General features: G+C 62.2%; 22 protein-coding genes. 9 read left to right on the top strand and 13 right to left on the bottom strand.

Annotated elements, in window-relative coordinates:
• The gene (locus tag PMI03_RS28990) at positions 1–906 is read left to right on the top strand and encodes a LysR family transcriptional regulator (protein ID WP_007702748.1); all 906 of its coding nucleotides are present in this window, start codon (positions 1–3) and stop codon (positions 904–906) included.
• On the opposite strand, the gene PMI03_RS28985 is transcribed toward PMI03_RS28990, so the two are convergent.
• Positions 907–1,782, bottom strand: a complete 876-nt coding sequence (locus PMI03_RS28985; RefSeq protein WP_007702747.1) for a LysR family transcriptional regulator — start codon at positions 1,780–1,782, stop codon at positions 907–909.
• A 97-nt stretch (positions 1,783–1,879) separates the two neighbouring features.
• Between PMI03_RS28985 and PMI03_RS28980 the strand changes: the two genes are divergently transcribed.
• A complete protein-coding gene (locus tag PMI03_RS28980; RefSeq protein WP_007702745.1) occupies positions 1,880–3,163 on the top strand; it encodes an MFS transporter in 1,284 nt (427 codons plus the stop codon).
• A gap of 23 nt (positions 3,164–3,186) precedes the next feature.
• Complete coding sequence (locus PMI03_RS28975) at positions 3,187–3,588, top strand: VOC family protein (RefSeq protein WP_007702743.1); 402 nt, start codon at positions 3,187–3,189, stop codon at positions 3,586–3,588.
• On the opposite strand, the gene PMI03_RS28970 is transcribed toward PMI03_RS28975, so the two are convergent.
• From PMI03_RS28970 to PMI03_RS28930, 9 genes are all read right to left on the bottom strand, one after another.
• A complete protein-coding gene (locus tag PMI03_RS28970) occupies positions 3,585–3,980 on the bottom strand; it encodes a type II toxin-antitoxin system VapC family toxin (protein WP_007702741.1) in 396 nt (131 codons plus the stop codon). The two genes, PMI03_RS28975 and PMI03_RS28970, sit on opposite strands and share 4 nt — an antisense overlap.
• A complete protein-coding gene (locus PMI03_RS28965; RefSeq protein WP_007702738.1) occupies positions 3,977–4,219 on the bottom strand; it encodes an AbrB/MazE/SpoVT family DNA-binding domain-containing protein in 243 nt (80 codons plus the stop codon). The genes PMI03_RS28970 and PMI03_RS28965 overlap by 4 nt, the downstream gene beginning before the upstream one ends.
• Before the next feature lie 68 nt (positions 4,220–4,287).
• A complete protein-coding gene (locus PMI03_RS28960; protein WP_007702735.1) occupies positions 4,288–4,965 on the bottom strand; it encodes a spermidine synthase in 678 nt (225 codons plus the stop codon).
• 70 nt (positions 4,966–5,035) lie between these two features.
• Complete coding sequence (locus PMI03_RS28955) at positions 5,036–6,697, bottom strand: urocanate hydratase (protein WP_007702732.1); 1,662 nt, start codon at positions 6,695–6,697, stop codon at positions 5,036–5,038.
• 23 nt (positions 6,698–6,720) lie between these two features.
• Positions 6,721–7,050 (bottom strand): TfoX/Sxy family protein, encoded by a 330-nt coding sequence (locus PMI03_RS28950; protein WP_007702728.1) that lies wholly within the window; start codon positions 7,048–7,050, stop codon positions 6,721–6,723.
• Positions 7,051–7,065: 15 nt separating this feature from the next.
• Entirely contained in the window at positions 7,066–8,166 is a 1,101-nt protein-coding gene (locus PMI03_RS28945; protein WP_007702725.1) for a DUF917 domain-containing protein, read from the bottom strand.
• Positions 8,167–8,170: 4 nt separating this feature from the next.
• A complete protein-coding gene (locus PMI03_RS28940; protein ID WP_007702722.1) occupies positions 8,171–9,445 on the bottom strand; it encodes a Zn-dependent hydrolase in 1,275 nt (424 codons plus the stop codon).
• Entirely contained in the window at positions 9,445–10,842 is a 1,398-nt protein-coding gene (locus PMI03_RS28935; protein ID WP_007702719.1) for a dihydroorotase family protein, read from the bottom strand. Before PMI03_RS28935 ends, PMI03_RS28940 begins: the two co-directional genes overlap by 1 nt.
• A 15-nt stretch (positions 10,843–10,857) precedes the next feature.
• Entirely contained in the window at positions 10,858–12,441 is a 1,584-nt protein-coding gene (locus PMI03_RS28930; RefSeq protein ID WP_007702715.1) for an aromatic amino acid lyase, read from the bottom strand.
• A gap of 223 nt (positions 12,442–12,664) precedes the next feature.
• Between PMI03_RS28930 and PMI03_RS28925 the strand changes: the two genes are divergently transcribed.
• A complete protein-coding gene (locus PMI03_RS28925) occupies positions 12,665–12,997 on the top strand; it encodes a DHCW motif cupin fold protein (RefSeq protein ID WP_007702712.1) in 333 nt (110 codons plus the stop codon).
• Positions 12,998–13,058: 61 nt separating this feature from the next.
• Here PMI03_RS28925 and ubiB read toward each other — a convergent pair whose 3' ends face one another.
• Both ubiB and ubiE read right to left on the bottom strand, forming a co-directional pair.
• Positions 13,059–14,633 carry a 2-polyprenylphenol 6-hydroxylase gene (gene ubiB, locus PMI03_RS28920; protein ID WP_007702710.1) on the bottom strand — a complete coding sequence of 525 codons (1,575 nt, stop codon included), beginning with the start codon at positions 14,631–14,633 and terminating at the stop codon, positions 13,059–13,061.
• Between the two features lie 62 nt (positions 14,634–14,695).
• Entirely contained in the window at positions 14,696–15,472 is a 777-nt protein-coding gene (gene ubiE, locus PMI03_RS28915; protein WP_007702705.1) for a bifunctional demethylmenaquinone methyltransferase/2-methoxy-6-polyprenyl-1,4-benzoquinol methylase UbiE, read from the bottom strand.
• Between the two features lie 247 nt (positions 15,473–15,719).
• Between ubiE and mutM the strand changes: the two genes are divergently transcribed.
• The 5 genes from mutM (at position 15,720) to PMI03_RS28890 (ending at position 21,535) form a co-directional block, all read left to right on the top strand.
• Positions 15,720–16,610 (top strand): bifunctional DNA-formamidopyrimidine glycosylase/DNA-(apurinic or apyrimidinic site) lyase, encoded by an 891-nt coding sequence (gene mutM, locus PMI03_RS28910; RefSeq protein ID WP_007702702.1) that lies wholly within the window; start codon positions 15,720–15,722, stop codon positions 16,608–16,610.
• A gap of 33 nt (positions 16,611–16,643) precedes the next feature.
• A complete protein-coding gene (locus PMI03_RS28905) occupies positions 16,644–17,417 on the top strand; it encodes an enoyl-CoA hydratase (protein WP_007702699.1) in 774 nt (257 codons plus the stop codon).
• Positions 17,418–17,609: 192 nt separating this feature from the next.
• A complete protein-coding gene (gene rpsT, locus PMI03_RS28900) occupies positions 17,610–17,885 on the top strand; it encodes a 30S ribosomal protein S20 (protein WP_007702696.1) in 276 nt (91 codons plus the stop codon).
• A gap of 874 nt (positions 17,886–18,759) precedes the next feature.
• Entirely contained in the window at positions 18,760–20,310 is a 1,551-nt protein-coding gene (dnaA, locus tag PMI03_RS28895; RefSeq protein ID WP_007702681.1) for a chromosomal replication initiator protein DnaA, read from the top strand.
• Between the two features lie 142 nt (positions 20,311–20,452).
• Entirely contained in the window at positions 20,453–21,535 is a 1,083-nt protein-coding gene (locus PMI03_RS28890) for a saccharopine dehydrogenase family protein (protein WP_007702679.1), read from the top strand.
• A gap of 5 nt (positions 21,536–21,540) precedes the next feature.
• On the opposite strand, the gene PMI03_RS28885 is transcribed toward PMI03_RS28890, so the two are convergent.
• Positions 21,541–22,137 (bottom strand): LysR substrate-binding domain-containing protein (locus tag PMI03_RS28885; RefSeq protein ID WP_007702676.1); only part of this gene is annotated, 597 nt, incomplete at its 5' end.

The raw sequence follows: 22,137 nt of genomic DNA, 5'->3' as shown, positions 1-22,137 counted from the left end.
ATGCTCAAGATTGAAGGCCTCACTGCTTTTGTAACGGTTGCCGAGGCCGGATCGATCAGCGAGGCCGCGCGCCGGCTGCGCCTGTCGAAATCCGTGGTCAGCGAGCGGCTGGCGGAGATGGAGAAGACGCTGGGTGCGACGCTGCTGCATCGCACGACGCGCAAGCTGACGTTGACGGAGGACGGCACCGTATTCCTCGAGCGAGCGACGCGGATCGTGCGCGAGGTGCGCGAGGCCGCAGCCGACCTTGCCGAACGGCGCGGCACGCTGGCCGGACCGCTGCGGATTGCCGCCCCCGTCACCTTCGGCCGCATGCATCTCGGCCCGGTGCTCTATCCCTTTCTGGCCGCCCATCCCGAGATCGAACTGACGCTCGAACTCGATGACCGCCGCGTCGATGCTGCTTCCGATGGCTATGACGCGATCATTCGTCATGGGCTGATTGCCGATTCCCGTCTTGTCGCCTGGCCACTCGCCCGCAGTCGCCGGCTTCTCGTCGCTTCGCCTGACTATTTGAGGCAGCACGGCATGCCTGCCTCGCCGTCCGATCTCGAGAACCATCGGGGGATCTTCTACACCAATCGCGGTATCGCCGACTGGCGTTTCCAGGGGCCGGAGGGCGCGGTCATCGTCAGGGGGAAGCTGGCGCTCGGCATCAACAATGGCGATGTCTCCCGCGATGCGGCAATCGCGGGGTTGGGCATCGCACTGTTGCCGGCCTTCATTGCTGGCCCGTCCGTCAACGAGGGGCTGCTTGTCGACATCGATGTCGGCTGCCGGCCGGAGCCCGAATTCGTTTTCATGGCGCATCCGGAAGGACGCAATCCCTCCGCAAAGCTGCGGGCCATCGCCGATCACCTGAAAAAGGCATTCGGCGATCCACCCTATTGGGATACCTTGGGATAGTCAGGCAATCAGGCTCATCAGATTGGCCGTCACCGGCGAGCGTTGCGCCTTCAGCACCGCGAGCCCGAGCCGCGCCACCAGCGGCGGTCCGTCGATGGGGCGGTAGGTGACGCCGTCGAGCTTGATCTGCGCGATCGAGGCGGGAACGATGGAGACGCCGAGATTGGCGGCTACAAGGTTGACGACCGAGGGGATTTGCGGCGCTTCCTGCGTCACCAAGAGCTCGAAGCCCGCATCGCGGCAGGCGGCGGCGATATCGTCATAGAGGCTCAGCCCCACCATGCGCGGGAAGAGGATGAAGGGCTCGTGTGCAAGCGCCGCGATCGGCACGCGGTCCTTCTCGGCCAGGGGATGGTGGGCGGGCAGGGCGATCAGCATCGGCTCGTCGTCGAAACGCTTGAGGCGGACGTTGCGCGGATCTTCCAGGCCGGGACGGATGAAGGCGGCATCGATCTCGCCACGCATAAGCCGCTCGGTCAGGGCATTGGTGTTCATCTCGGTTAACGACAGACGCACCTGCGGCCAGCGGTTGCGGAATTCGCGGATGGTCGAGGTGACGATCGTGTTGAAGGCGGAAGATGCGGTGAAGCCGAGCGATAGGCGGCCGATCTCGCCGCGATTGGCGCGCTGGGCAGCAAGCTTGGCCTTTTCCGCCGCATCCACGGCCAGCTTGGCCTCGACCTGAAAAGCCTCGCCCGCCGCTGTCAGCTCCGCGCCATGCGGGACACGGTGAAACAGTGCCGCGCCAACCTCATTCTCGAGGTCGCGGATCTGCTGGCTGAGCGGCGGTTGGCCGATGCCGAGCTTGGCGGCGGCGCGGGTGAAATTTCCCTCATCCGCCAGCGCCAGAAAATAGCGGATATGTCGCAGCTCCATCGCTATCTCCAAAAGCTATTGAAATCGTCTGTTCCATATATTGGACTAATGACGTCGGCTTGGCTAGATTTGTGGGCAAGAAAGGTTGTGTGCCCTCATGTCCCGCGCCGTCCAGACGGAAGATCTTACCATCTCCGAAGTTCCCTCCCGCCCCGAATTGAAACTTGTCGATACCGAGCCGCAGTCAGAGGCCCGGCAATTCCTGACGCGCGGCACGCCCGCATTCAGGCGTGCGACCATCGCACTGTTCCTCTCCGGTTTCGCGACATTTTCGCTGCTCTATTGCGTGCAGCCGCTGATGCCGATCTTCGCCGAGGATTTCGGGGTGACGCCGGCGGCAAGCTCGCTGTCGTTGTCGCTCTCGACCGGCTTCCTCGCCTTTGCGATCTTCTGCGCCGCCGCCGTTTCCGAAAGCCTCGGCCGCCGCAGCCTGATGTTCGTTTCGCTGCTCGGCGCCGCCCTTTGCACCATTGCCTGCGCCGTCGCGCCGAACTGGCAGACATTGCTGGTGTTCCGTGCGCTGGAAGGTTTCCTTCTCGGCGGCGTTCCCGCGGTTGCCATGACCTATCTCGCCGAAGAGATCGATCCGCGCGGCCTTGGCGGTGCCATGGGCCTCTATATCGCCGGCAATGCCTTTGGCGGCATGGCTGGCCGTGTGGTCACCGGCACGATAGCCGAACTCTTCACATGGCGTCCGGCGCTTGCCGCCGTCGGTGTGCTCGGGCTGATCGCCGCCACCGGCTTCCTGTTCCTGCTGCCGCCGTCGAGCAATTTCACCCCGCGCAAGGGCTTCGATGCCGCCTTCCATATCCGCGCCTGGGCTGGTCACTTCCGCAATCCGGCGCTGCCGCTGCTCTTCGCCATCGGCTTCCTGGTGATGGGCTCGTTCGTCACGGTCTATAACTATGCCGGTTTCAGGCTTGTCGCCGATCCCTACGATCTCAACCAGACCGAACTCGGCCTGATCTTCACCGCCTATCTCTTCGGTATCGTCGCCTCCTGGGCGGCGGGTATCCTTGGTGATCGTATCGGCCATTTCGTCGTGCTGCCCGCCGGCGTGCTGGTGACCGCCCTTGGTGCTGCCGTCACGCTCGCCACGCCGCTGCCGCTGGTCATTCTCGGCATCATCCTGGTGACCATCGGCTTCTTCGTCACCCATTCCGTTGCCAGCGCCTTGGTCGGCCGGCTCGCAATTGGGGCCAAGGGGCATGCCTCGTCGCTCTATCTGCTGGCCTACTACCTCGGCTCCAGTATTGCCGGCTCGGTCGGCGGCTATTTCTGGCTTGCCGATGGCTGGTCGGCAGTGGTTGCCTTCATCCTCGCCATGCTGGCCGCCTGCCTCGTCAGCGCCTTTGCTGTGGCAAGGCTTGCTCGCCGCTAAAGAACAGGGTTTGGAGGTTTGCCATGATCCGCATCGACCATCTCGATCATCTGGTGCTGACGGTCGCCAGCATCGAGGAAAGCTGCGCTTTTTACGCCCGCGTCCTTGGCATGGGTGTGGAAACCTTCGGCGAGGGCCGCAAGGCGCTGACCTTCGGCAACCAGAAGATCAACCTGCATCGGGCGGGGCATGAGTTCGAACCAAAGGCCAAGCGCCCGACACCGGGCTCCGCCGATCTCTGCTTTATCAGCGAGACGCCGCTGAGCGATGTCATCACCCATCTGACAGCAGAGGGCATCGCCATCGAAGAAGGCCCCGTCCGCCGCACCGGCGCAACCGGCCCTATCCTCTCGGTCTATTTCCGCGATCCGGATGATAATCTGATCGAGGTTTCCAATTATCTTGCTGTGAGCGACGGGCTCTAGACCGTCTCCCAATCTTCGAAGCGCAGATTTTTGACGCGTTGAAATTCCCGCACATTATGCGTTACCAGGATCAGATCGCGAGCCACCGCCTGGCCCGCGATCAGCACGTTATAGGCGCCGATCGGCGTGCCGAGGATGGCAAGCGCCGCCCGAATCTCCCCGGCCTTGCGCGCGTCCTCCCTGTCGAAATCCAATGTCTCGAATTGCAGGGCATCGACACGCGCAAGATTGTCGGCGACGCGCTGACCTTTATAGGCGCCGTAAAACAGCTCGTGCGCAACGATCGCCGGAATGGCGAAATCCTGAGGTTTGTGTTTGCGGATCTCGGCTACGAAGCCGGAATGGCCTTTCATCAGAGCGATGACGGCGTTGCTGTCGAGCAGATATTTCACTTGAAAATATCCAGCTCTGGGCGCTCCTGCTCGACCGGCTGTTCAGTCGCCGCCTCGGCAAAATCCTGGTCGACGGGACCAGTGACTGTCTCCAGCCAATCCCAATCCTCGACAATCGGCTCGAGGATGATCGCCTGTCCCTGCCGCCGAATGCGGACCGCATCCGTATCGAACCGGAATTCCTTCGGCAAGCGCACGGCCTGCGAGCGGCCGGACCAGAATATTTTTGCAGTGTCCATGCCATAGCTCCTTTTGAGATATAGCATTGATATATAGCAATTGAGCGATGATTTCAATGAGACGATTTCTATCGTCCCGCCTTCGCCGCCAGCCAGATGACATGCCGCGCACCGCTCTTGCCGTTGGCGCGGGTGTTGATCTCTTCGGCGGTAAAGCCGGTGTCGCGCAGTCGTCGGGTGAAGTCTCTGTCGGGGCCGGATGACCAGACGGCGAGGACGCCGCCGGGGCGCAGTGCGTCATGGGCGGCCCTCAGGCCCTTGAAGTCGTAGAGGCCGTCATTGGCCTCGTGGGTAATGCCATCCGGTCCGTTGTCGACATCGAGCAGGATGGCGTCGTAGGCCGCCTTGCTGGCGCGGATGAGCGGGCGGACATCGCCCTCGTGGATGGCGACACGCGGATCGTCCAAGCAATTGTCGAAGACGGCGGCCATCGGCCCGCGTGCCCAGGCGACGACTGCCGGAACCAGCTCCGCAACCGTGACCTTTGCATCACCGCCCAATTCGCCGAGGGCTGCACGCAGGGTAAAGCCCATGCCGAGGCCACCGATCAGGATATGCGGTGCGGTCCGGTCTTTGATCTTCTCGCAGGACAGCGTGGCAAGCGCCCGTTCCGAGCCGCTCAGGCGGCTGTTCATCAGCTCGTTGGTGCCGAGCATGATCGAAAATTCCTGGCCGCGCTGTTTCAGGCGTAACTCACCGCCGCCATTGGGGATTTTCGCGGTATCAAGCAGGGTCCAGGGGATCACGGGCAACTCTCATAGAGGGGAGGATTTGCCCGCGACCATAGACTGTCGGTGTCAGGAAAGACAGTCGCCCTCATCCGAGACGGATATAGGGCACATCTTTCTTCGCCACTTCGTCCAATGCCTCTTCGTAGCCGGCATCGGCATAGCGCATGACGCCGAGCGCCGTGTCGTTGGTGAGCGCATGGTCGAGCCGCTCGTCGGCCTCGGCTGTGCCATCGGCAACCACGGTGACGCCGCAGCTGGTCATGTAGCCGGCATAGCCGCCGCCGCCGGAATGGACGACGACGAGATCGGCCATGGAAGCGCAGAGCATCATCGCGTCGATCAGCGGCCAGTCGGCAATCGCGTCGGAGCCGTCCTTCATGCGCTCGGTCATGATGTTCGGATGCGCCATGGCGCCGGCGTCGAGATGGTCACGCGAGAAGGCGACCGGGCCCTTGAGTTCGCCGCTTGCCACCAGTTCGTTGACCCGACGAGCGAGGTCCGTGCGTTCTCCGTGGCCAAGCCAGGCGATCCGCGCCGGCAGGCCCTCGAAGGGTACATGCTCGCGGGCAAGCCTGATCCAGTTGGTGATGATCTTGTTGTCGGGGAACATTTCCAGCAGCAGGTCATCGATGCGGGCGATATCACTTTCCTCGCCCGACAGCGCCATCCAGCGGAAGGGGCCGATGGCGCGGGCAAACAGAGGCCTGAGATAGGCTTCGGTGAAGATCGGGATATCGAAGGCGTTGGCAACGCCGCCTTCCTTCGCCTGGGTGCGGATCAGATTGCCATTGTCGAAGACCTCAGCGCCCTTCTTCTGGAAATCCAGCATGGCTTTGACATGCTCGACGATCGAGGCGCGGCTCGCGGCCATCAACTGTCCCTGTCCGTCGTCGCGCAGGTCCTTGACCTGGGCAAGGCTCATACCCTTCGGCACATAGCCGTAGACGAGGTCATGCGCTGAGGTCTGGTCGGTGACGATATCGGGCACGATGCCGCGTCGCGCGATTTCAGGGTAGATCTCCGCCGCATTGCCGACGAGGCCGACCGAGAGTGCTCTTTTGTCCTTCACCGCCGCGTCGATCATCGCCAGCGCCGCATCGAGGTTTGGCGCGATCTCCTGGAGATAGCCGATCTCCTGGCGCTTCTTGGCACGCTCCGCATCGATATCGACACAAAGGATAGCAGCGCCCGCCATCCGGCCGGCCAAAGGCTGCGCGCCGCCCATGCCGCCGAGCCCGGCGGTCAGCACGAAGCGACCGAGAAGATCGCCGCCGAAGCGGCGTTCGGCGATCCGCATGAAGATCTCATAGGTGCCCTGGATGACACCCTGGCTGCCGATATATTGCCAGGCGCCGGCCGTCAGCCCGCCCCAGCAGATCAGGCCCTTGCGCTGCAATTCGTAGAAGACTTCCGCCTTCGCCCATTGCCCGACGATGTTGCAGTTGGCCATGATCACCAGCGGCGCCTTGGCATGGGTGCGGACGAGGCCGATCGGCTTGCCGGACTGGATCAGCAGCGTCTGATCCTCCTCCATCTCGGTCAGCGCCTTGACGATTCCTTTGTGTGCCGCCCAGTTGCGCGCCGCCTTGCCGAGCGCGGCATAGACGATGAGATTGTCCGGGTCCTCGCCGACGGAGAGCACGTTTTCCAGCAGCCGCAGCAGCGCTTCCTGCCGCCAGCCCTTGGCGCGCAGCACCGGGCCGCCCGGAATCGGGAATTTCGGATGACGTGGATTGGCTTTCGGCATGGAATTCCCTTCCCTGATTATTGTTATTTCGGCGGCAGGCCTTCGACAAAGTCCAGCGCGGCGAGCAGCAGCCGCTTGCGCAGCATGTCGTTGCCGTAGGCCTCCGGTCCGGCGCGTACCCAGCCTTGCATCTCGCGCTCGCGCGACAGCATGCGCTTGATGTCTGCCAGTGCCAGCGCCCAGGTGTCATTGCCCTTGCCGAGGCGTACCAGCATCCCGTCTTCGCGCGCGCCGCAAAGCAGATGGCCATTGAGCAGAAAGCCCCAGCCACCGAACATCGCTTTTTCGCTGAGCCCGGGCCTTTGCCCAAGATCCTCTCTCAGCAATTCCTCGAGACCTGCGTCGCGGGCCATCTGCGCCTCCCGATGTCAGCCTCTCTTGCCGGCCAGGGCGTATTTGGCGATCTCGATCCGCATCGCCTTTTCGACGGAGGGATAGACCGTCGGATCAAGGACGCTGGCCGAGAGCGGAATGATATCCATCGGCACATGCAGGATGAAGACATGCATGCCCTCATGCAGCTGGCCGACGCTCAAGGGCTCACCCTCCGGCGACAGCGTGGTGATGACCGAGGGGAATGTTGCCAGGCGCTTACCATCGGTGTCTTCGACCGCCATGTATTCGTTCATCACATGCATGGTCACAGCCTTGTCGCCGGCGCCGACCGTGATGGTGCCTATATCGAAGGCTTCCTTGGTGTAGATAACATCCTTCCTGGCGATGACGCCCTCGGCAAGGATATGCCCGCCGGTCGTCTTGCAGATCGCATCGATGACGGCGCTGCCGCCCTTTTTTTCGGCGTCGATGATCGCTTCGCCAAGCGCTAGCGCCATGGAGATACCGCCGAGTGCTGCATGCGTGCGGACATAGGACGCCCGTAGCGGATTGCGGCAGGAGGCGATGAAGCCGCCGGACTGGTCGGAGGCGGCGCGCAGGATCGGCGAGATTTTCGCGGTCGCGCCCTTGACTACCAGCTCGATATAGCGGTTCTCGGCGCGGTTGCCGCCGACGGCGGTCTGGATCATCTGTTCGGGCGAACCCGCCATGCCGATCGAGCCCATATCGCCAGTGGGATGCGCGCGGATATCGCCGACTGCGTCCACGACCTTGGTGCCGAGAATGGCCGAGGGCAGCCAGCCGTTCAGCGTCGAGGACTTGCCATTCTGGCCGATGATCAGGCCGGAAAGCTTCTCGCCGAGTTCGTCCTGCAGCAGCTGCACGGCCTTCACATAGTCGACGCCCTGCATTTCCCAGGGGGTCGTGGAGGCCGGCGCGCCGATGGCGGCGGCGGTTGCGATCCAGTCATTGTCATTGAGCTCGTCGATCGACACCAGCTCTGGCTTTCCGACATTGACGGCGGCATAGCCGAGCATGCGGCCGTGATCGGCCCAGCCGCCGCCGCCGGCGGCATAAACGGAGCCGCCCTTGACGGCTGCTTCCACATCCTTGGCTACGAGTATGCGTCCCATCCGGCTACTCCTGGCTGGTTTTTTGCAGGTTCTTGTCCATGTCGCGCACGGCTTCGAACAGCACAGCAGCGCCCATGGCGATATCGTTATTCTCGGCCCATTCGTCGGCGCAATGGCTGCGGCCTTCCTTGCAGGGCACGAAGATCATGGCCGCCGGGGCCACCTTGGCGACCCAGGCGGTGTCGTGGCCGGCGCCGGACGCCATGCGGCGGTGCTTGGCTCCGACCGTCTCGCAGGCGCGTTCCAGCGTTTCCAGCAAGCCGGCATCGCCGGGCGTCGGGAAATTGTCGGAGACGCGGACAGGCGGCTTGATGGTCACGCCGTAAGCCGTGGCTATCTTTTGCACTGCACCGTCGATCCAGGCCAGAAACTGTTCCATGTCTCCACGGATTTCGGCGCGGCCGTCGATCAAAAGCACGACCTTGGAGGGTACGACATTGGCGGCGTTCGGCTCGATGCGGAATTCGCCGACGGTTGCGGCAAAATGGCCCGGCGTCTTCGCCTGCTCTGTCGCTTGGCTCCGGATGTCGAGCACCAGTTGCGAGGCGGCCACCAGCGCGTCGGCGCGCCGGCCCATCGGCGTGGTGCCGGCATGGTCTGCACGGCCCTCGACGGTGATTTCGATGCGGGTGATGCCGGCAATGGCGGTGACGATGCCGATATCCTTGTTTTCGGCTTCGAGGATAGGTCCTTGCTCGATATGCAGTTCGAGAAAACCGGTAAGATCGGGACGCTTCTGCGCGAGCAGCGTCGCCGGATCGCCACCGACCTCGGCAATGCCCTGTGCGAGATTGCGGTCACCACTCACGCGCCTCAGCCACGCCTCCGGCAATTGCCCGGTCATCCCGCGGCTGCCGATGCAGGAGACGCCGAAGATGCTGACTTCCTCGGCGAGGAAATCGACGATCTCCAGATCGTGATCCAGTTGAATATCCTGATCCTTCAGGGAGCGTGCGACTTCCAGCGCCGCGATCGTGCCGGCAATGCCGTCGAAGCGCCCGCCATCCGGCACGGTGTCGGAATGCGAGCCGACCAGGATCGTGCCGAGGCCGGGCTTTGCGCCAGCGCGCCGGCCGATCAGATTGCCGGCAGCGTCCATGCGGGTCTCCAGCCCTGCCGCCTTCATCCGTGCGTCAATGTAAGCACGGCCTTCCAGAAACAGCGGCGAAAAGGCGCGGCGCGTCCAGGGGTGATCAGGTTCGGTAATCTTGGCTAGCGCGTCGATATCCTCGGCGATACGATCGGCGTTGACGGGCAGGTTGCGCTTCGGTTGGTTCATCAGGCAGTCTCTCCAGCAATATTCTGGCCGGCAATAATCTGACGGGGAAGCGGGCGAACGAATTTGCCGCTGCCCGGCTCGGCCAGCACTTTGTTTCCGTCAGTAATCTGCTTGCCCCTGAGATAGGTGGCGGACACCGTCCAGGGCAGGCGGATGCCGTTATAAGGGCTCCAACCGACGATATTGTTGCCGCTCGAGGCGGCGTCATAGATGGTTTCGCGTGGTTCCAGCACCACGATATCGGCGTCCTTGCCCGGCGTCAGCGCGCCCTTGATGTGGTCGAGGCGGAAATGCTTAGCCGGGTTTTCGGCCATCAACCTCGCCGCCCAGGTGAGCGACACGCCGCGCTCCAACGCGCCCTTGACGAAGAGCGGCACCATGACTTCCAGCCCCGGCACGCCAGAGGCATTCGCCAGCATATCCGGATTGGTCTTGCGGTTTTCCGACCAGCTGACGTGATCGGTCGAGACCAGCCAGACATTGCCTTCCGCCACCTTGCGCCACAGCGTCTCGACTTCGGCGCGCGGGCGGATCGGCGGATTGATCTTGGCCTTGCCGCCAAGACGCTTCACGTCGTTTTCCTCGTCCAGCGTCAGATAGTGGATGCAGCACTCCACGGTCGCCTCAAAGCCGTCGCGGCGATAGGCGCGGGCGATGTCGTAGCCGCGGCCGAGCGAGCAATGTACCACATGTGCCGGGCAGCCGGTATTGGCGCCGGTCTCGAAGATCGTGTGCATGGCAAGGAGTTCGGTGATCGGCGGTCGTGAGAGGCCATGGGCACGATAGTCGGTGACGCCGCTCGCCTTCACCTGCTCCATGTAGGTTCGAACCGCCTCATCATCCTCATTGTGCACGCCCGCCGTCAGTCCGGTCGGCGCAATGGCCGCGAAGCAGGCGTCGAGCAAGGCAGGCGGAATGCGCGGGAAACGCTTCGGGTCCGTGCCGAAGGTCGAGAATTTGAAGGCGGCAACGCCGGCCTCGACCATTTCGCGAATGCGTGCGGGGCCTTCTTCCGGGTCGACCGTGCCATAGAGCGCGAAGTCGACGCGGGCCTGCGGCGACGCATGATCGACCTTCTTCTTCACGGCTTCCGCCGAGCAGACGAGATTGCCCTCGTCATAGGGCATGTCGACAATGGTGGTAACGCCGCCGGCTGCTGCCGAGCGCGTCGACCAGACGAAGTCTTCCTGGTCCTTCTGGGAGAGCGAATGCACTTGGGCGTCGATCGCGCCGGGCAGGATCAGCGCTTTCCCGAGCAGATGCCGCTCGCGCGCTTGCGGCGGCACGCCGATGCCGATCTCTGCAATCTTGCCGTTGCGCACGGCGACATAGCCCTCTTCCACGATGCGGTCCGGCAGAACCATGGTGCCCTGCAGAACGAGATCGAAGTCAGCCATACCCATTCTCTCCGTTCAGATTGTCACTGTATCGCGATAAAGCCGCTCTTCGACCCGCTCCAGCGAACCGAGGGCGAAGAAATCATCATAGGCGAGGATCGGCTGCTGAGCGATCATCTCGGACACGAAGGCCTCGGAGCCCAGTTCCTCCTCGATCGCCTCGACCTCGGCAGAAAGCGGCCGGTCGACCTCGTAGAAGTCGGCATGCTTGCGCACGACATCGTAGAGCATGCGGGCCACGCCTTCCGGCTTGTCGCCGAGAATGTCGATCGCCTGCGCCGAGAGCAGGGCCTCCAGCGCCGCAAGGCGTTTCAGTGCCCGCATCTGCCGATCGAAGCGTTCGATGACCAGTGGCAGGAAGGCGGCCTCGTCCTCCATGCCGGCGGCCACTACCAGAGACTGGGCCGAGACCGGATTGGACATGGACAGCACCCGCGAAAAGATCTCGCCGGCAAGCTTGATGATCGGGCCGAACCCAGTGGCGATCTTGCCTTCCGGCACCAGATTGACCGGCAGGCCGCGCCGCTGGCCGTTGCCGAGCAAGACGCAGTGGTTGAAGGCGTTGCGTGCCGCATGTGCCATGCAGATGACGGCGGCTTCGAGCAGAATGGTGACGTCGAGCGGCAGCGAGCCACCGGATGTCATGACGCGTCCGTCGACGATGACGGGATTGTCATCGGAGCGGCCGGTTGCCGCCAGGATCTTGTGGCCGGCGGTCAGGAGATTCTCGATCACCGCGCCGTAGACCTGGGCGATCATGCGCAAGCTCAGCGGATCCTGTACATGCGTCGCGATCGGCCATGGCCATTCGTCGGATGCATTGCAAAGCCATGCGCCGATCAGGGCTTCCCGCGCGGTGCCGACATGGCGCACTGCATACCAGGGATCACGCGAGGCGCCGAGAGCGCCGGCCGCCATCATGCTGGTCGCCAGCAGCACCCGGATCGAGGAGGCGGCATTGCGGGTGGTCTCGGCGGCGGCGGCGAAGCTGACGGCATTGACGCTGAGCGAGGCGAGGCTGTCGCGCGGCAGCATCTTCACCGGCTCGATGCCGGCGGCGGTAAAGGCATCGGCCGCCTGCATGCGCCGGCCGCGATAGACGGCCTCGCCGACCCCGGTCAGCACCGCGCCGATCTGGCCCATCAGGCCGATATCGGCGCAGCCGATCGAGCCGGTGCGGCGCACGACAGGGATGACATCCGTATGCAGAAGCTGGAGATAGGCGTCGATCAGTCCCGGCGAGCAGCCTACCTGGCCGGTTAGCGCCGTATTGACGCGGATCGCCATGGCATTGCGTACGACGGACATGGAAAAAGGCGCGCCGGTGCCGAAATGATGGGCACGCACCAGGCCGAGATTGAAGGTGTCTAGGTCTTCCGGCGACCATTCCACATCCTTCATCGCCCCGACGCCGGTGGTGGAGCCATAGACGGGCATGCCGGACTGGATCGTGCTTTCGAGAACTTCGCGTGCCGCATGCACCCGCGCCATGCCGCTTTCCGATGCGGTGGGCATCGCGACGCCCGCGCCGATCCGCACCAGATCGCTGAACCCCAGGGGGTGCCCGGTGAGTTCGATGCTGGCCTTCTGACGCTCCATCTTCACTGTTCTCCTTTTCCGCAAAACTATGCGAGCACGATCGCGAGTGGGATATCCCAAATAGCGAACACCTGTCGCGCCACGCGTGAAAATGCACACGCAATACAGGCTGCGGCATCATCAAGGACACATTATAGCTGAAAGCGGGCGCGCAGGATTGACCAATAGGTTCCGCAACCGTTTTCATACCGAACCATCCGTCTAACTTCAGAAGATCATCAAGATGAAAATTCCGGAACTGGCTTTCACCACAACGAATTGGGATGAGGTTCCCGCGACCAGACATGAGGGCGAGAGCGGCCACGCGCTCTGGCGCACATTGAATATCGGAGACATCCGCATACGGGTCGTCGAATACACGCCCGGCTATGTCGCCGACCACTGGTGCGATCGCGGCCATGTCATCTATGTGCTTGAGGGAGAATTGATTTCGGAGCTGAAGGACGGGCGGGTCTCGGTCCTGACGAAGGGCATGGGCTATCAGGTGTCCGATTTCGGCGATGCCGCGCATCGCTCGTCGACAGAGACAGGTGCCAAACTGTTCATCGTCGACTAACACGCAGCTTTGCAACCCGAGCCGGATGCGTGCGGCCCCAGTCCGGTGCCGCTGAAACAGGTCAGCTCAGGTGCCAGGCCAGATAGAGCAGCGAAAGCGCGATGATCCAGAGCGCCAGGCGGCCGGACCGGCTGTGCTTGGCCTCCGCCTTGCCGATCGCCTCGGCCGTTTGCGGGTCGAAACGCACGCCGTTCTCGCTCATATGCAGCAGTTCGTGATGGAACTTCTCGGTCTTGGCGGCGATTTCGGGGATAGCCTCCGCAAGCTTCACGGCCGCTTTCAAACCGTCCTTGAGGTCGGTTACGATGCGCTTGGGTCCGAGATTGGTGCGGATCCAGTCGCCGACGACAGGTTCGGACGCCTTCCACATGTTGAAGCGTGGGTTCAGCATGCGTGACACGCCCTCGACCACGACCATGGTCTTTTGCAGCATCACCAGTTCCGGCCGCGTCTCCATGTCGAAGAGTTCGGTCACCTCGAAGAGCAGCGTCAGGAGCTTGCCCATGGAGATCGTCTCGGCCGGCTGGCCGTGGATCGGTTCGCCGATGGCACGGATCGCCTGCGCGAAGCTCTCGGTATTGTGATGCGCCGGCACGTAGCCAGCCTCGAAATGCACTTCGGCAACGCGGATATAATCGCGGGTGATGAAGCCGTAGAGGATTTCGGCGAGGAAGCGGCGTTCCTTCTTCCCGAGCCGCCCGACGATGCCCATATCGACGGCGACGATCATGCCGGTGGCATCGACAAAGAGATTGCCGGGATGCATGTCGGCATGGAAGAAGCCGTCGCGCAGCGTGTGCCTCAGGAACGACTGGATCAGCGTGTCGGCAAGCGTATTGAGATCGTGTCCGGCGGCCTTCAGGCCCTCGACATCGGACATTTTGACCCCGTCGATCCACTCCATGGTGATGACGTCGCGGCCGGTGCGCTCCCAATCGACCTTGGGGACGCGGAAGCCCGGATCCTTCTCGGTGTTCTCGGCGATCTCGGAAAGCGCTGCCGCCTCCAGCCGCAGATCCATCTCGACCTTCGTCGTCTGCTCCAGCGTCCGCGTTACCTCGACGGGCCTGAGTCGTCGACTCGACGGCAGGAAACGCTCCTGCAGATGGGAAACGAGATACATCGCCTGGATATCATTGACGAAGCGCTGGCGGACGCCAGGGCGGATCACCTTGACGGCCACGCGCTTGCGGCCCTCCGGTGTTTCGACTTCTGCCGGATGCACCTGGGCGATGGACGCGGCTGCAATTGGTTCGCCAAAACTTACATAAAGCTCATCGATCGTGCGGCCGAGAGAGCCCTCGATCGATGACTTTGCCGCGGCGTGCGGAAAGAACGCCATGCTGTCCTGCAGCTGCGACAGGTCGTTGGCCATGTCGACGCCGACGACATCGGGTCGCGTGGCCAGAAACTGGCCGATCTTCACATAGGAAGGCCCCAGCCGCTCGACGGCCTTGGCAAGCCGGTCGCTGCGCGCCTGGCTCTTGGCGCGCTTACGGGCAAACATGCCGACGAAGGATTTGGCAAGGCTGACGGAGGGCGGCAGGCCTTCCGAGGGAAGCGAAATCACCACGCCTTCGCGCACCAGCACCCAGCCGACCCGGAGAAGGCTGAAATATGCGTTGAAAGCACTCATCGGGTCTCAAAATCTCGCAGGCTGCCAGCCGAAAACCGCGTCACATCTTTCGGTATCATGCGTCAGAGCTTCCAGCCGGAGTGCAGGGCGGCAATACCGCCGGTATAATTGGTGAAGTTCACGCGCGAAAAGCCGGCCTCGCGGATCATCGTCGCGAAATCCTGCTGGTTCGGGAATTTGCGGATCGATTCCACCAGATACTGGTAGGGCTCGGCGTCGCCGGTGATCGCCTTGCCGAATTGCGGAATGGCATTGAAGGACCAGGCCTCGTAGACGCGGTCTAGTAGCGGCAGGTCGACCTCGGAAAATTCCAGCACCAGCAGCCGGCCGCCGCGCTTCAGCACGCGATAGGCTTCCTTCAGCGCCACATCGATGCGCGGCACATTGCGGATGCCGAAGGCGATCGTATAGGCGTCGAAGGAGTTGGGCTCGAAAGGCAATTCCTCGGCATTGGCCTCGACGAAGGTGAGGTTGTCGGTCAGCTTCTTCTTCGCCGCGCGTTCGGCGCCGACGCCGAGCATCGAGCCGTTGATGTCGAGCACGGTCGCATGCGCCAACCGGTTCGAGGCTTCGACGATGCGGAAGGCGATATCGCCCGTGCCGCCGGCAACGTCTAGGACCTTGTAGCTCGGATCCTTGCGCGGATTGAGCGCCGAGATCATCGCGTCCTTCCAGGCCCGGTGCAGGCCCATGGACATGACGTCATTCATGATGTCGTAGCGCTTGGCAACCTTGTGGAACACCTCGTTGACGAGGCCCTGCTTCTCGCCATCGGCGACCTCGCGGAAGCCATAGGATGTTTCCATGCCGCCATCGGCGGAGGTGCGGCTTTCTGCCATCAGCTCAACTCCGTTACACTACAGCGCCGCGCGTCATATGTGACGCGCAAAGGTCGCCTTAGCACTTTAAATCTGCTGCATAATTTTATCCCTAAATCGATCCCGATTTCAGGAATTATGCAGTATTCAGCGACGGACCATAGCGAAATCGCGTTTGCCACGCTATCTCATCAGCCAGGTCACCGGCCGCAATGCCCTTGGGCTATAGCCCAGATCATAAGCGGTTGAAACATAAAGATGGATAGAGATGCCGGAATTACCAGAGGTCGAAACCGTCAGGCGTGGGCTTGCTCCGTCCATGGAAGGGGCGGTGCTTGCCGCGCTGGAACTGCGGCGCAACGACCTGCGCTTTCCCTTTCCGGCCGAGTTTTCACGCCTCGCCTCCGGTCGCGGCATCACGTCGCTGTCGCGCCGCGCGAAATATCTGCTGATCGATCTCGATGACGGCATGACGATCATCGCGCATCTCGGCATGTCCGGCTCCTTTCGCGTCGAAACCGGCGCGGTCGCAGAGACCCCGGGCGAGTTTCATCACCCGCGCTCCAAGGACGAAAAGCACGATCACGTCATCTTCCATCTGACGGGTGCCAACGGACCCGCGCGTGTCATCTATAACGATCCCCGCCGCTTCGGCTTCATGGATATTGCCAGGCGCGCCGATCTCGGCAGCCACCCGTCTTTTCGCGATCTCGGCCCGGAGCCGACCGGCAATACATTGAGTGCCGATTATCTGGCCGAGCGCTTCTCAGGCAAGGCGCAGCCGCTGAAAAGCGCACTGCTTGACCAGAAGAACATCGCCGGTCTCGGCAATATATATGTGTGCGAGGCGCTGTGGCGCTCGCATCTGTCGCCGGTGCGCGCCGCCGGCAGTTTGGTCACCCAGGCCGGCAGACCGAGCGAGGAATTGCTCCGGTTGGTCGAGGCGATTCGCGAGGTCATTGCAGACGCGATCGCGGCGGGCGGTTCGTCCCTGCGCGACCATATCCAGACGGATGGTTCACTTGGCTATTTCCAGCATTCTTTTTCCGTCTACGACCGCGAAGCCCAGCCTTGCGGCACGCCCGGCTGCGGCGGTACGGTCGCCCGCATCGTCCAGTCGGGCCGCTCTTCTTTCTATTGCGCGTCCTGCCAGACCTGATTGACCAGAGCTGATTGAACGGAGGAGAGACAGATGGCCTACGAAACCCTGATCGTCGAAACGCATGGAGCGGTCGGTCTCATCCGGTTGAACCGGCCGCAGGCGCTGAATGCGCTGAATTCGACCGTATTGACCGAGTTGAGGCAGGCCTATGCCGCCTTTCACGCCGATGATGCCATCGGCGCGATCGTGCTCACCGGCTCGGAAAAGGCCTTTGCCGCCGGCGCCGATATCAAGGAGATGCAGCCGCTCGACTTCGCCGATGTCTACAAGGGCGATTTGATGAGCGGCTGGGACGAGATCGCCAAGGCCCGCAAGCCCGTCATCGCCGCCGTCAGCGGTTTCGCGCTCGGCGGCGGCTGCGAACTCGCCATGATGTGCGACTTCATCATTGCCGCCGATACGGCGAAGTTCGGCCAGCCGGAGATCACGCTCGGCATCATCCCCGGCATGGGCGGCTCGCAGCGCCTGACGCGCGCTGTCGGCAAGGCCAAGGCGATGGACCTGGTTTTGACCGGCCGGATGATGGATGCGGCCGAAGCGGAGCGTTCCGGCCTGGTGTCCTGCATTGTGCCGGCCGACAAGCTGATCGATGAGGCGCTCGCCGCCGCCGCCAAGATCGCTTCGCTGTCGCGCCCCTCGGTGCTGATGGCCAAGGAGGCCGTCAACCGGGCGCTGGAGACGACGCTGGAAGAGGGGCTGCGCTTCGAGCGCCGGCTCTTCCACAGCCTGTTTGCCACCGAGGATCAGAAGGAAGGCATGGCGGCTTTCATCGAGAAGCGCAAACCCGTCTTCAAGAACAGGTGAAGGCAAGATTCCGGAATTGCACGGGTTCTGCAAGAATCCGCGTTGACGTCGTCGCTCATTCCAGCTATATGCCCGCCACAGTTTGGAAAGCCGATCTGGTTTTCCGCAATTGCTCCCGCATTGCTGGATGAAGTGGCCGCAGGGCCCGCGCTGCACTGACGGAGTTATGTTCGAATTCTAAGAGAGGCATACATGGCCAATACCAGCTCGGCGAAAAAAGCGACCCGCAAGATCGCCCGCCGCACCGAAGTCAACAAGGCTCGTCGCTCGCGCGTTCGCACTTTCGTCCGTCAGGTCGAAGAAGCCATCGCATCGGGTGACGCTACCCTGGCGAAGGAAGCCTTCCTCGCAGCGCAGCCGGAACTGGCTCGCGCCGCCACCAAGGGCGTCCTGCATGCCAACACCGCTTCGCGCAAAGTTTCGCGTCTTGCCAAGCGTGTGAAGGCGCTTTCGGCTCCGACCGCGTAATATTTCGTTAAAGATTCAGTCGTTAGACTTAAGCCCGGCCTTTGTGCCGGGCTTTTTGGATTCTGCCAAATTGCTTCATTTTGCTAAAATGTAGCCGGCTGACCATGTCAATGACATGACAGAAATATACATTTTAAAACAGTGGGTTACAGCAGGTTATCCCAACGCCGGGTGATCTGCGTGATACGTTGCCGGCTCATGAGTGAGTCAAGGGATTTTTTATTTTTTTTGTTTTTAAACCCCAGGGAATCGCACTGAACGGGAATCTCCTTGATTCAAAAGCGATTCTTTTTTGACGGGCTTGTGACAGTCAAAAACGGCCTCCCGAGTCAATGGCTGCCTCTTAATTTTGTGTAAAATTCATCGTTGATATCCGCCTTCGATCCTGCCTAAATGGCTTTCAACAAGGGGCGCGGACATCACCTTCAACGGCTTCGGCGAACACTGCCACTAAAGGCGGCGTGGGTGGTTTTTGTCTCTTGTGACGGAGCGGTTCAGTTCCGTTTTTTCAAACAGTTGATGAGTTGAGGCCGCAAGCGGTAACGCCGGCGGAACGAGGAAGCTTGTCTGCCTTTGCAGTCTAAGTCCCAAGCGTGACTGCAGGGGAGGGGAGAAAAATTGACAGCCGTTTTGGCGCAGCCGGTCGGAATACGAGGACCGCACGACTGCTCCAGATAAAGATGCCAGGACGGGAACTGCTCAAGCAGTCGTTTTCGTCAGGGCATTTGCGTCAGGTCCGTTTGGCTGGACCCGGCTGATGAACCGGTATGCGGCGAAGCTCACAACAACGAGCGCGATTGTCATATCATGGCATAGACCCAAGGGCGGCGGCGGAATTTCCGCCCTATAAAAAGAAACTGTGGAAGGCGGCATTATGCAGATAAATACGAGGACGACGGGTGCGTTGGAGAATGGGGACAATGCACCGCAGGCGTTCAGTGCGGTTTGCCTTGAAGCGGGGGAAAAAGGGGAGATGCAGCATAACGTATTGTTCGAGCGTGTCAGTGCGCGCTTGAAGGCTCAGGTCGGTCCGGATGTTTATGCCAGTTGGTTTGCACGGCTTAAGCTGCATTCGGTATCGAAGAGCGTCGTTAGGCTGACCGTTCCGACAACATTTCTGAAGTCCTGGATCAACAATCGTTATCTTGATCTCATCACCAGCCTGTTCCAGGCCGAAGATGCGGAAGTCCTGAAGGTTGAAATTCTGGTTCGCACCGCGACCCGTCACGCTGCAAAGCCTTGCGCGGATGAGCAGGTCGTCGTTCCAGACTCGACCGCCGTGGCGCCAATCCGTCGCACGACGGCCCAGCCCGCCGGTCAGATCGTGGCGCATGCTGTGAGCGCGGCTGCCGCTGCCCGGCCGGCGACGATGGGCTCGCCGCTGTTCGGCTCGCCGCTCGATTCCCGCTTTACCTTCGACACCTATGTCGAGGGCAGCTCGAACCGGGTAAGCCTTGCCGCCGCCAAGACCATCGCGGAAGCCGGTTCCGGCGCCGTGCGGTTCAATCCGCTCTTCGTTCACTCGACGGTCGGTCTCGGCAAGACGCATCTGCTGCAGGCGATTGCCAATGCGGCCGTGCAGAACCCGCGCAACCTGCGCGTTGTCTATCTGACTGCGGAATACTTCATGTGGCGCTTTGCCACCGCCATTCGCGACAACGACGCGCTGACGCTGAAGGATTCGCTGCGTAACATCGATCTTCTGATCATCGACGACATGCAGTTCCTGCAGGGCAAGATGATCCAGCATGAGTTCTGCCATCTGCTGAACATGCTGCTCGACAGCGCCAAGCAGGTCGTCGTTGCCGCCGACCGTGCGCCTTGGGAGCTGGAATCGCTCGATCCGCGCGTTCGCTCGCGCCTTCAAGGCGGCGTCGCCATCGAAGTCGAGGCGCCGGACTATGAGATGCGTCTTGAAATCCTCAAGCGCCGTCTGGAGGCTGCCCGTCTGGAGGATCCGTCGCTGGAAATCCCGGCCGAACTCCTCTCGCATGTCGCCCGCAACGTCACGGCAAGCGGTCGTGAGCTGGAAGGCGCCTTCAACCAGCTGATCTTCCGCCGCTCTTTCGAGCCCAACCTGACGGTCGAGCGCGTCGACGAGCTGCTGGCCCATCTGGTCGGCTCCGGCGAGCCGCGTCGCGTCCGCATCGAGGACATCCAGCGCATCGTGGCACGTCACTACAACGTCTCGCGCCAGGAGCTGGTTTCCAACCGCCGTACCCGCGTCATCGTCAAGCCGCGCCAGATCGCCATGTATCTGTCGAAGACGCTGACGCCGCGCTCCTTCCCGGAGATTGGCCGTCGCTTCGGCGGTCGCGACCACACGACGGTTCTGCATGCCGTGCGCAAGATCGAGGAGCTGATTTCGGGCGACAGCAAGCTGTCGCATGAGATCGAGCTGCTGAAGCGCCTGATCAACGAATAGTTCGCGATATCGAGCGATTGATAGACGGCCGGCTTCATCGCCGGCCGTTTTCATTTATGCGGCCTTTATTCTATAAATATCTGAAATGCTGAGTCGGATGCCCGGCTTCCGGCGGCCGGCGATGCCAAGGGGGAGCGTATCGATGGGCTTTGACAGAATTGCCGTTCTCGGTCTCGGCAAGGTTGGGCGGCTTGCCGCCACATTGCTGCATGAAAGCGGCTTTGCCGTCACCGGTGTCGATGCGCGCCTGCCTGCGGAAACTCTGCCTTTTGCCTGCGAAACCGGCGATGTCTCCGATCCGGCACTGATCGGCAATCTCTTTTCCCGCGTCGATGCCGTGCTCTCCTGCCTGCCCTTTCACCTGAACGCCGCGTTGGCGAAGCTGGCCCATGACGCTGGCATTCACTATTTTGACCTGACAGAGGACGTGCCGACCACGAATGGCATCATCGAGCTTGCAAAGAGCGCTCGTGGCCTGATGGCGCCGCAATGTGGCCTCGCGCCCGGTTTCATTGGTATCGTCGGCGCGAGCCTTGCCGATGGCTTCGATCGCTGCCGCTCGATCCGCATGCGGGTCGGCGCGCTTCCGCAGAATCCGACGGGATTGCTGGGCTACGCCTTCAACTGGTCGCCGGAAGGCGTGGTCAACGAATATCTGAACGATTGCGAGGTCATCGAGGGCGGCGTGCGCAAGCTGGTCTCGCCGATGGAGTGGCACGAGACGCTCTATGTCAACGGCGTCAAGCTTGAAGCCTTCACCACCTCGGGCGGCCTTGGGACCATGTGCGCCACCATGCTCGGTCGCGTGGAAAACCTCGATTACAAGACTATCCGCTATCCCGGCCATATGGAGCTGATGAATTTCTTCTTCCACGAGCTGCTGATGCGTGACCGCCGCAAGCTTGCCGGCGAGATCCTGACCGAGGCGAAGCCGCCGGTCGATGACGATGTCGTCTATGTCCACGTCTCGGCGGAAGGCACGATCAACGGCAATCTGCGCCGCAAGGAGTTCGTGCGCGCCTATTATCCGATCGAGATCGCCGGCGAGAGCCGTACCGCCATTTCCTGGACCACCTCGGCCTCTGTCGTTGCCGTTATCGAACTGGTGCGTGCCGGCCGGCTGCCCTCGACCGGCTTCCTGCACCAGGAGCATATTCCGCTCGATATGTTTTTGGAGACGCGGACCGGCAGTTTGTTCAAGGGCGGCGCCACCCATCTCGGGTGATACGCCTATACCGGCGGCGTTGTGCGCGAAACCTCGGAAAACAGCCAGGCGCGGAAGGCGGCGATGGCCGGCCGTTCCAATGCCGCCGGCGGATAGACCAGATGATAGGCCAGCGTGCTTGCGAGCCCAATGGGGAAGGGCGCGACAAGCGTGCCGTCAACCAGTTCCTGTTCGATGAAGGAGCGGCGCATTAGCGCGATGCCAAGCCCGGCCTTCATGGCGTGATAGGCGCCCATGCCGTCGGTGAAGATCGGACCCCGCGTGGCGTCGACTTTCGTCGCGCCCGCCGCCTCCAGCCAGAGCTGCCAGTCGCGCCGATAGACGTCATGGATCAAGGTCAGGCTGGCCAGCGCATCGGCCGGAGGCGAGGTGCCGAGGGCGGCTGCGATCTCGGGCGTACACACCGGTACATATTGGTCGTCGAGCAGCCTCTCGCTCGCCAGCCCTTCATAACCGCCAAGGCCGTGGCGAATGGCAATGTCGATGCCGTCGCGCTGGAAATCCATCGTCCGATACGAGGCGCTGATGCGCAGATCGATGTCGGGATGGGCCTGCTCGAAACGCAGGAGCCGCGGCACCAGCCAGTGGGTGGGGAAGCCGGC

This window comes from Rhizobium sp. AP16 (assembly GCF_000281735.1).
In the GTDB taxonomy this organism is placed as follows: domain Bacteria; phylum Pseudomonadota; class Alphaproteobacteria; order Rhizobiales; family Rhizobiaceae; genus Rhizobium; species Rhizobium rhizogenes.
This window is presented reverse-complemented; position numbering and strand designations above follow the sequence as displayed.

Excerpts from the sequence above, each read along its gene's own strand:
- ubiB (WP_007702710.1), bottom strand. The coding sequence starts at position 14,633 with ATGAGTGCTTTCAACGCATATTTCAGCCTTCTCCGGGTCGGCTGGGTG.
- PMI03_RS28950 (WP_007702728.1), bottom strand. The coding sequence starts at position 7,050 with ATGGCCCGCGACGCAGGTCTCGAGGAATTGCTGAGAGAGGATCTTGGG.
- rpsT (WP_007702696.1), top strand. The coding sequence starts at position 17,610 with ATGGCCAATACCAGCTCGGCGAAAAAAGCGACCCGCAAGATCGCCCGC.
- PMI03_RS28890 (WP_007702679.1), top strand. The coding sequence starts at position 20,453 with ATGGGCTTTGACAGAATTGCCGTTCTCGGTCTCGGCAAGGTTGGGCGG.
- PMI03_RS28980 (WP_007702745.1), top strand. The coding sequence starts at position 1,880 with ATGTCCCGCGCCGTCCAGACGGAAGATCTTACCATCTCCGAAGTTCCC.
- PMI03_RS28945 (WP_007702725.1), bottom strand. The coding sequence starts at position 8,166 with ATGGGACGCATACTCGTAGCCAAGGATGTGGAAGCAGCCGTCAAGGGC.
- PMI03_RS28985 (WP_007702747.1), bottom strand. The coding sequence starts at position 1,782 with ATGGAGCTGCGACATATCCGCTATTTTCTGGCGCTGGCGGATGAGGGA.
- PMI03_RS28990 (WP_007702748.1), top strand. The coding sequence starts at position 1 with ATGCTCAAGATTGAAGGCCTCACTGCTTTTGTAACGGTTGCCGAGGCC.
- ubiE (WP_007702705.1), bottom strand. The coding sequence starts at position 15,472 with ATGGCAGAAAGCCGCACCTCCGCCGATGGCGGCATGGAAACATCCTAT.
- mutM (WP_007702702.1), top strand. The coding sequence starts at position 15,720 with ATGCCGGAATTACCAGAGGTCGAAACCGTCAGGCGTGGGCTTGCTCCG.
- PMI03_RS28930 (WP_007702715.1), bottom strand. The coding sequence starts at position 12,441 with ATGGAGCGTCAGAAGGCCAGCATCGAACTCACCGGGCACCCCCTGGGG.
- PMI03_RS28965 (WP_007702738.1), bottom strand. The coding sequence starts at position 4,219 with ATGGACACTGCAAAAATATTCTGGTCCGGCCGCTCGCAGGCCGTGCGC.
- dnaA (WP_007702681.1), top strand. The coding sequence starts at position 18,760 with ATGCAGATAAATACGAGGACGACGGGTGCGTTGGAGAATGGGGACAAT.
- PMI03_RS28955 (WP_007702732.1), bottom strand. The coding sequence starts at position 6,697 with ATGCCGAAAGCCAATCCACGTCATCCGAAATTCCCGATTCCGGGCGGC.
- PMI03_RS28925 (WP_007702712.1), top strand. The coding sequence starts at position 12,665 with ATGAAAATTCCGGAACTGGCTTTCACCACAACGAATTGGGATGAGGTT.
- PMI03_RS28905 (WP_007702699.1), top strand. The coding sequence starts at position 16,644 with ATGGCCTACGAAACCCTGATCGTCGAAACGCATGGAGCGGTCGGTCTC.
- PMI03_RS28935 (WP_007702719.1), bottom strand. The coding sequence starts at position 10,842 with ATGGCTGACTTCGATCTCGTTCTGCAGGGCACCATGGTTCTGCCGGAC.
- PMI03_RS28940 (WP_007702722.1), bottom strand. The coding sequence starts at position 9,445 with ATGAACCAACCGAAGCGCAACCTGCCCGTCAACGCCGATCGTATCGCC.
- PMI03_RS28975 (WP_007702743.1), top strand. The coding sequence starts at position 3,187 with ATGATCCGCATCGACCATCTCGATCATCTGGTGCTGACGGTCGCCAGC.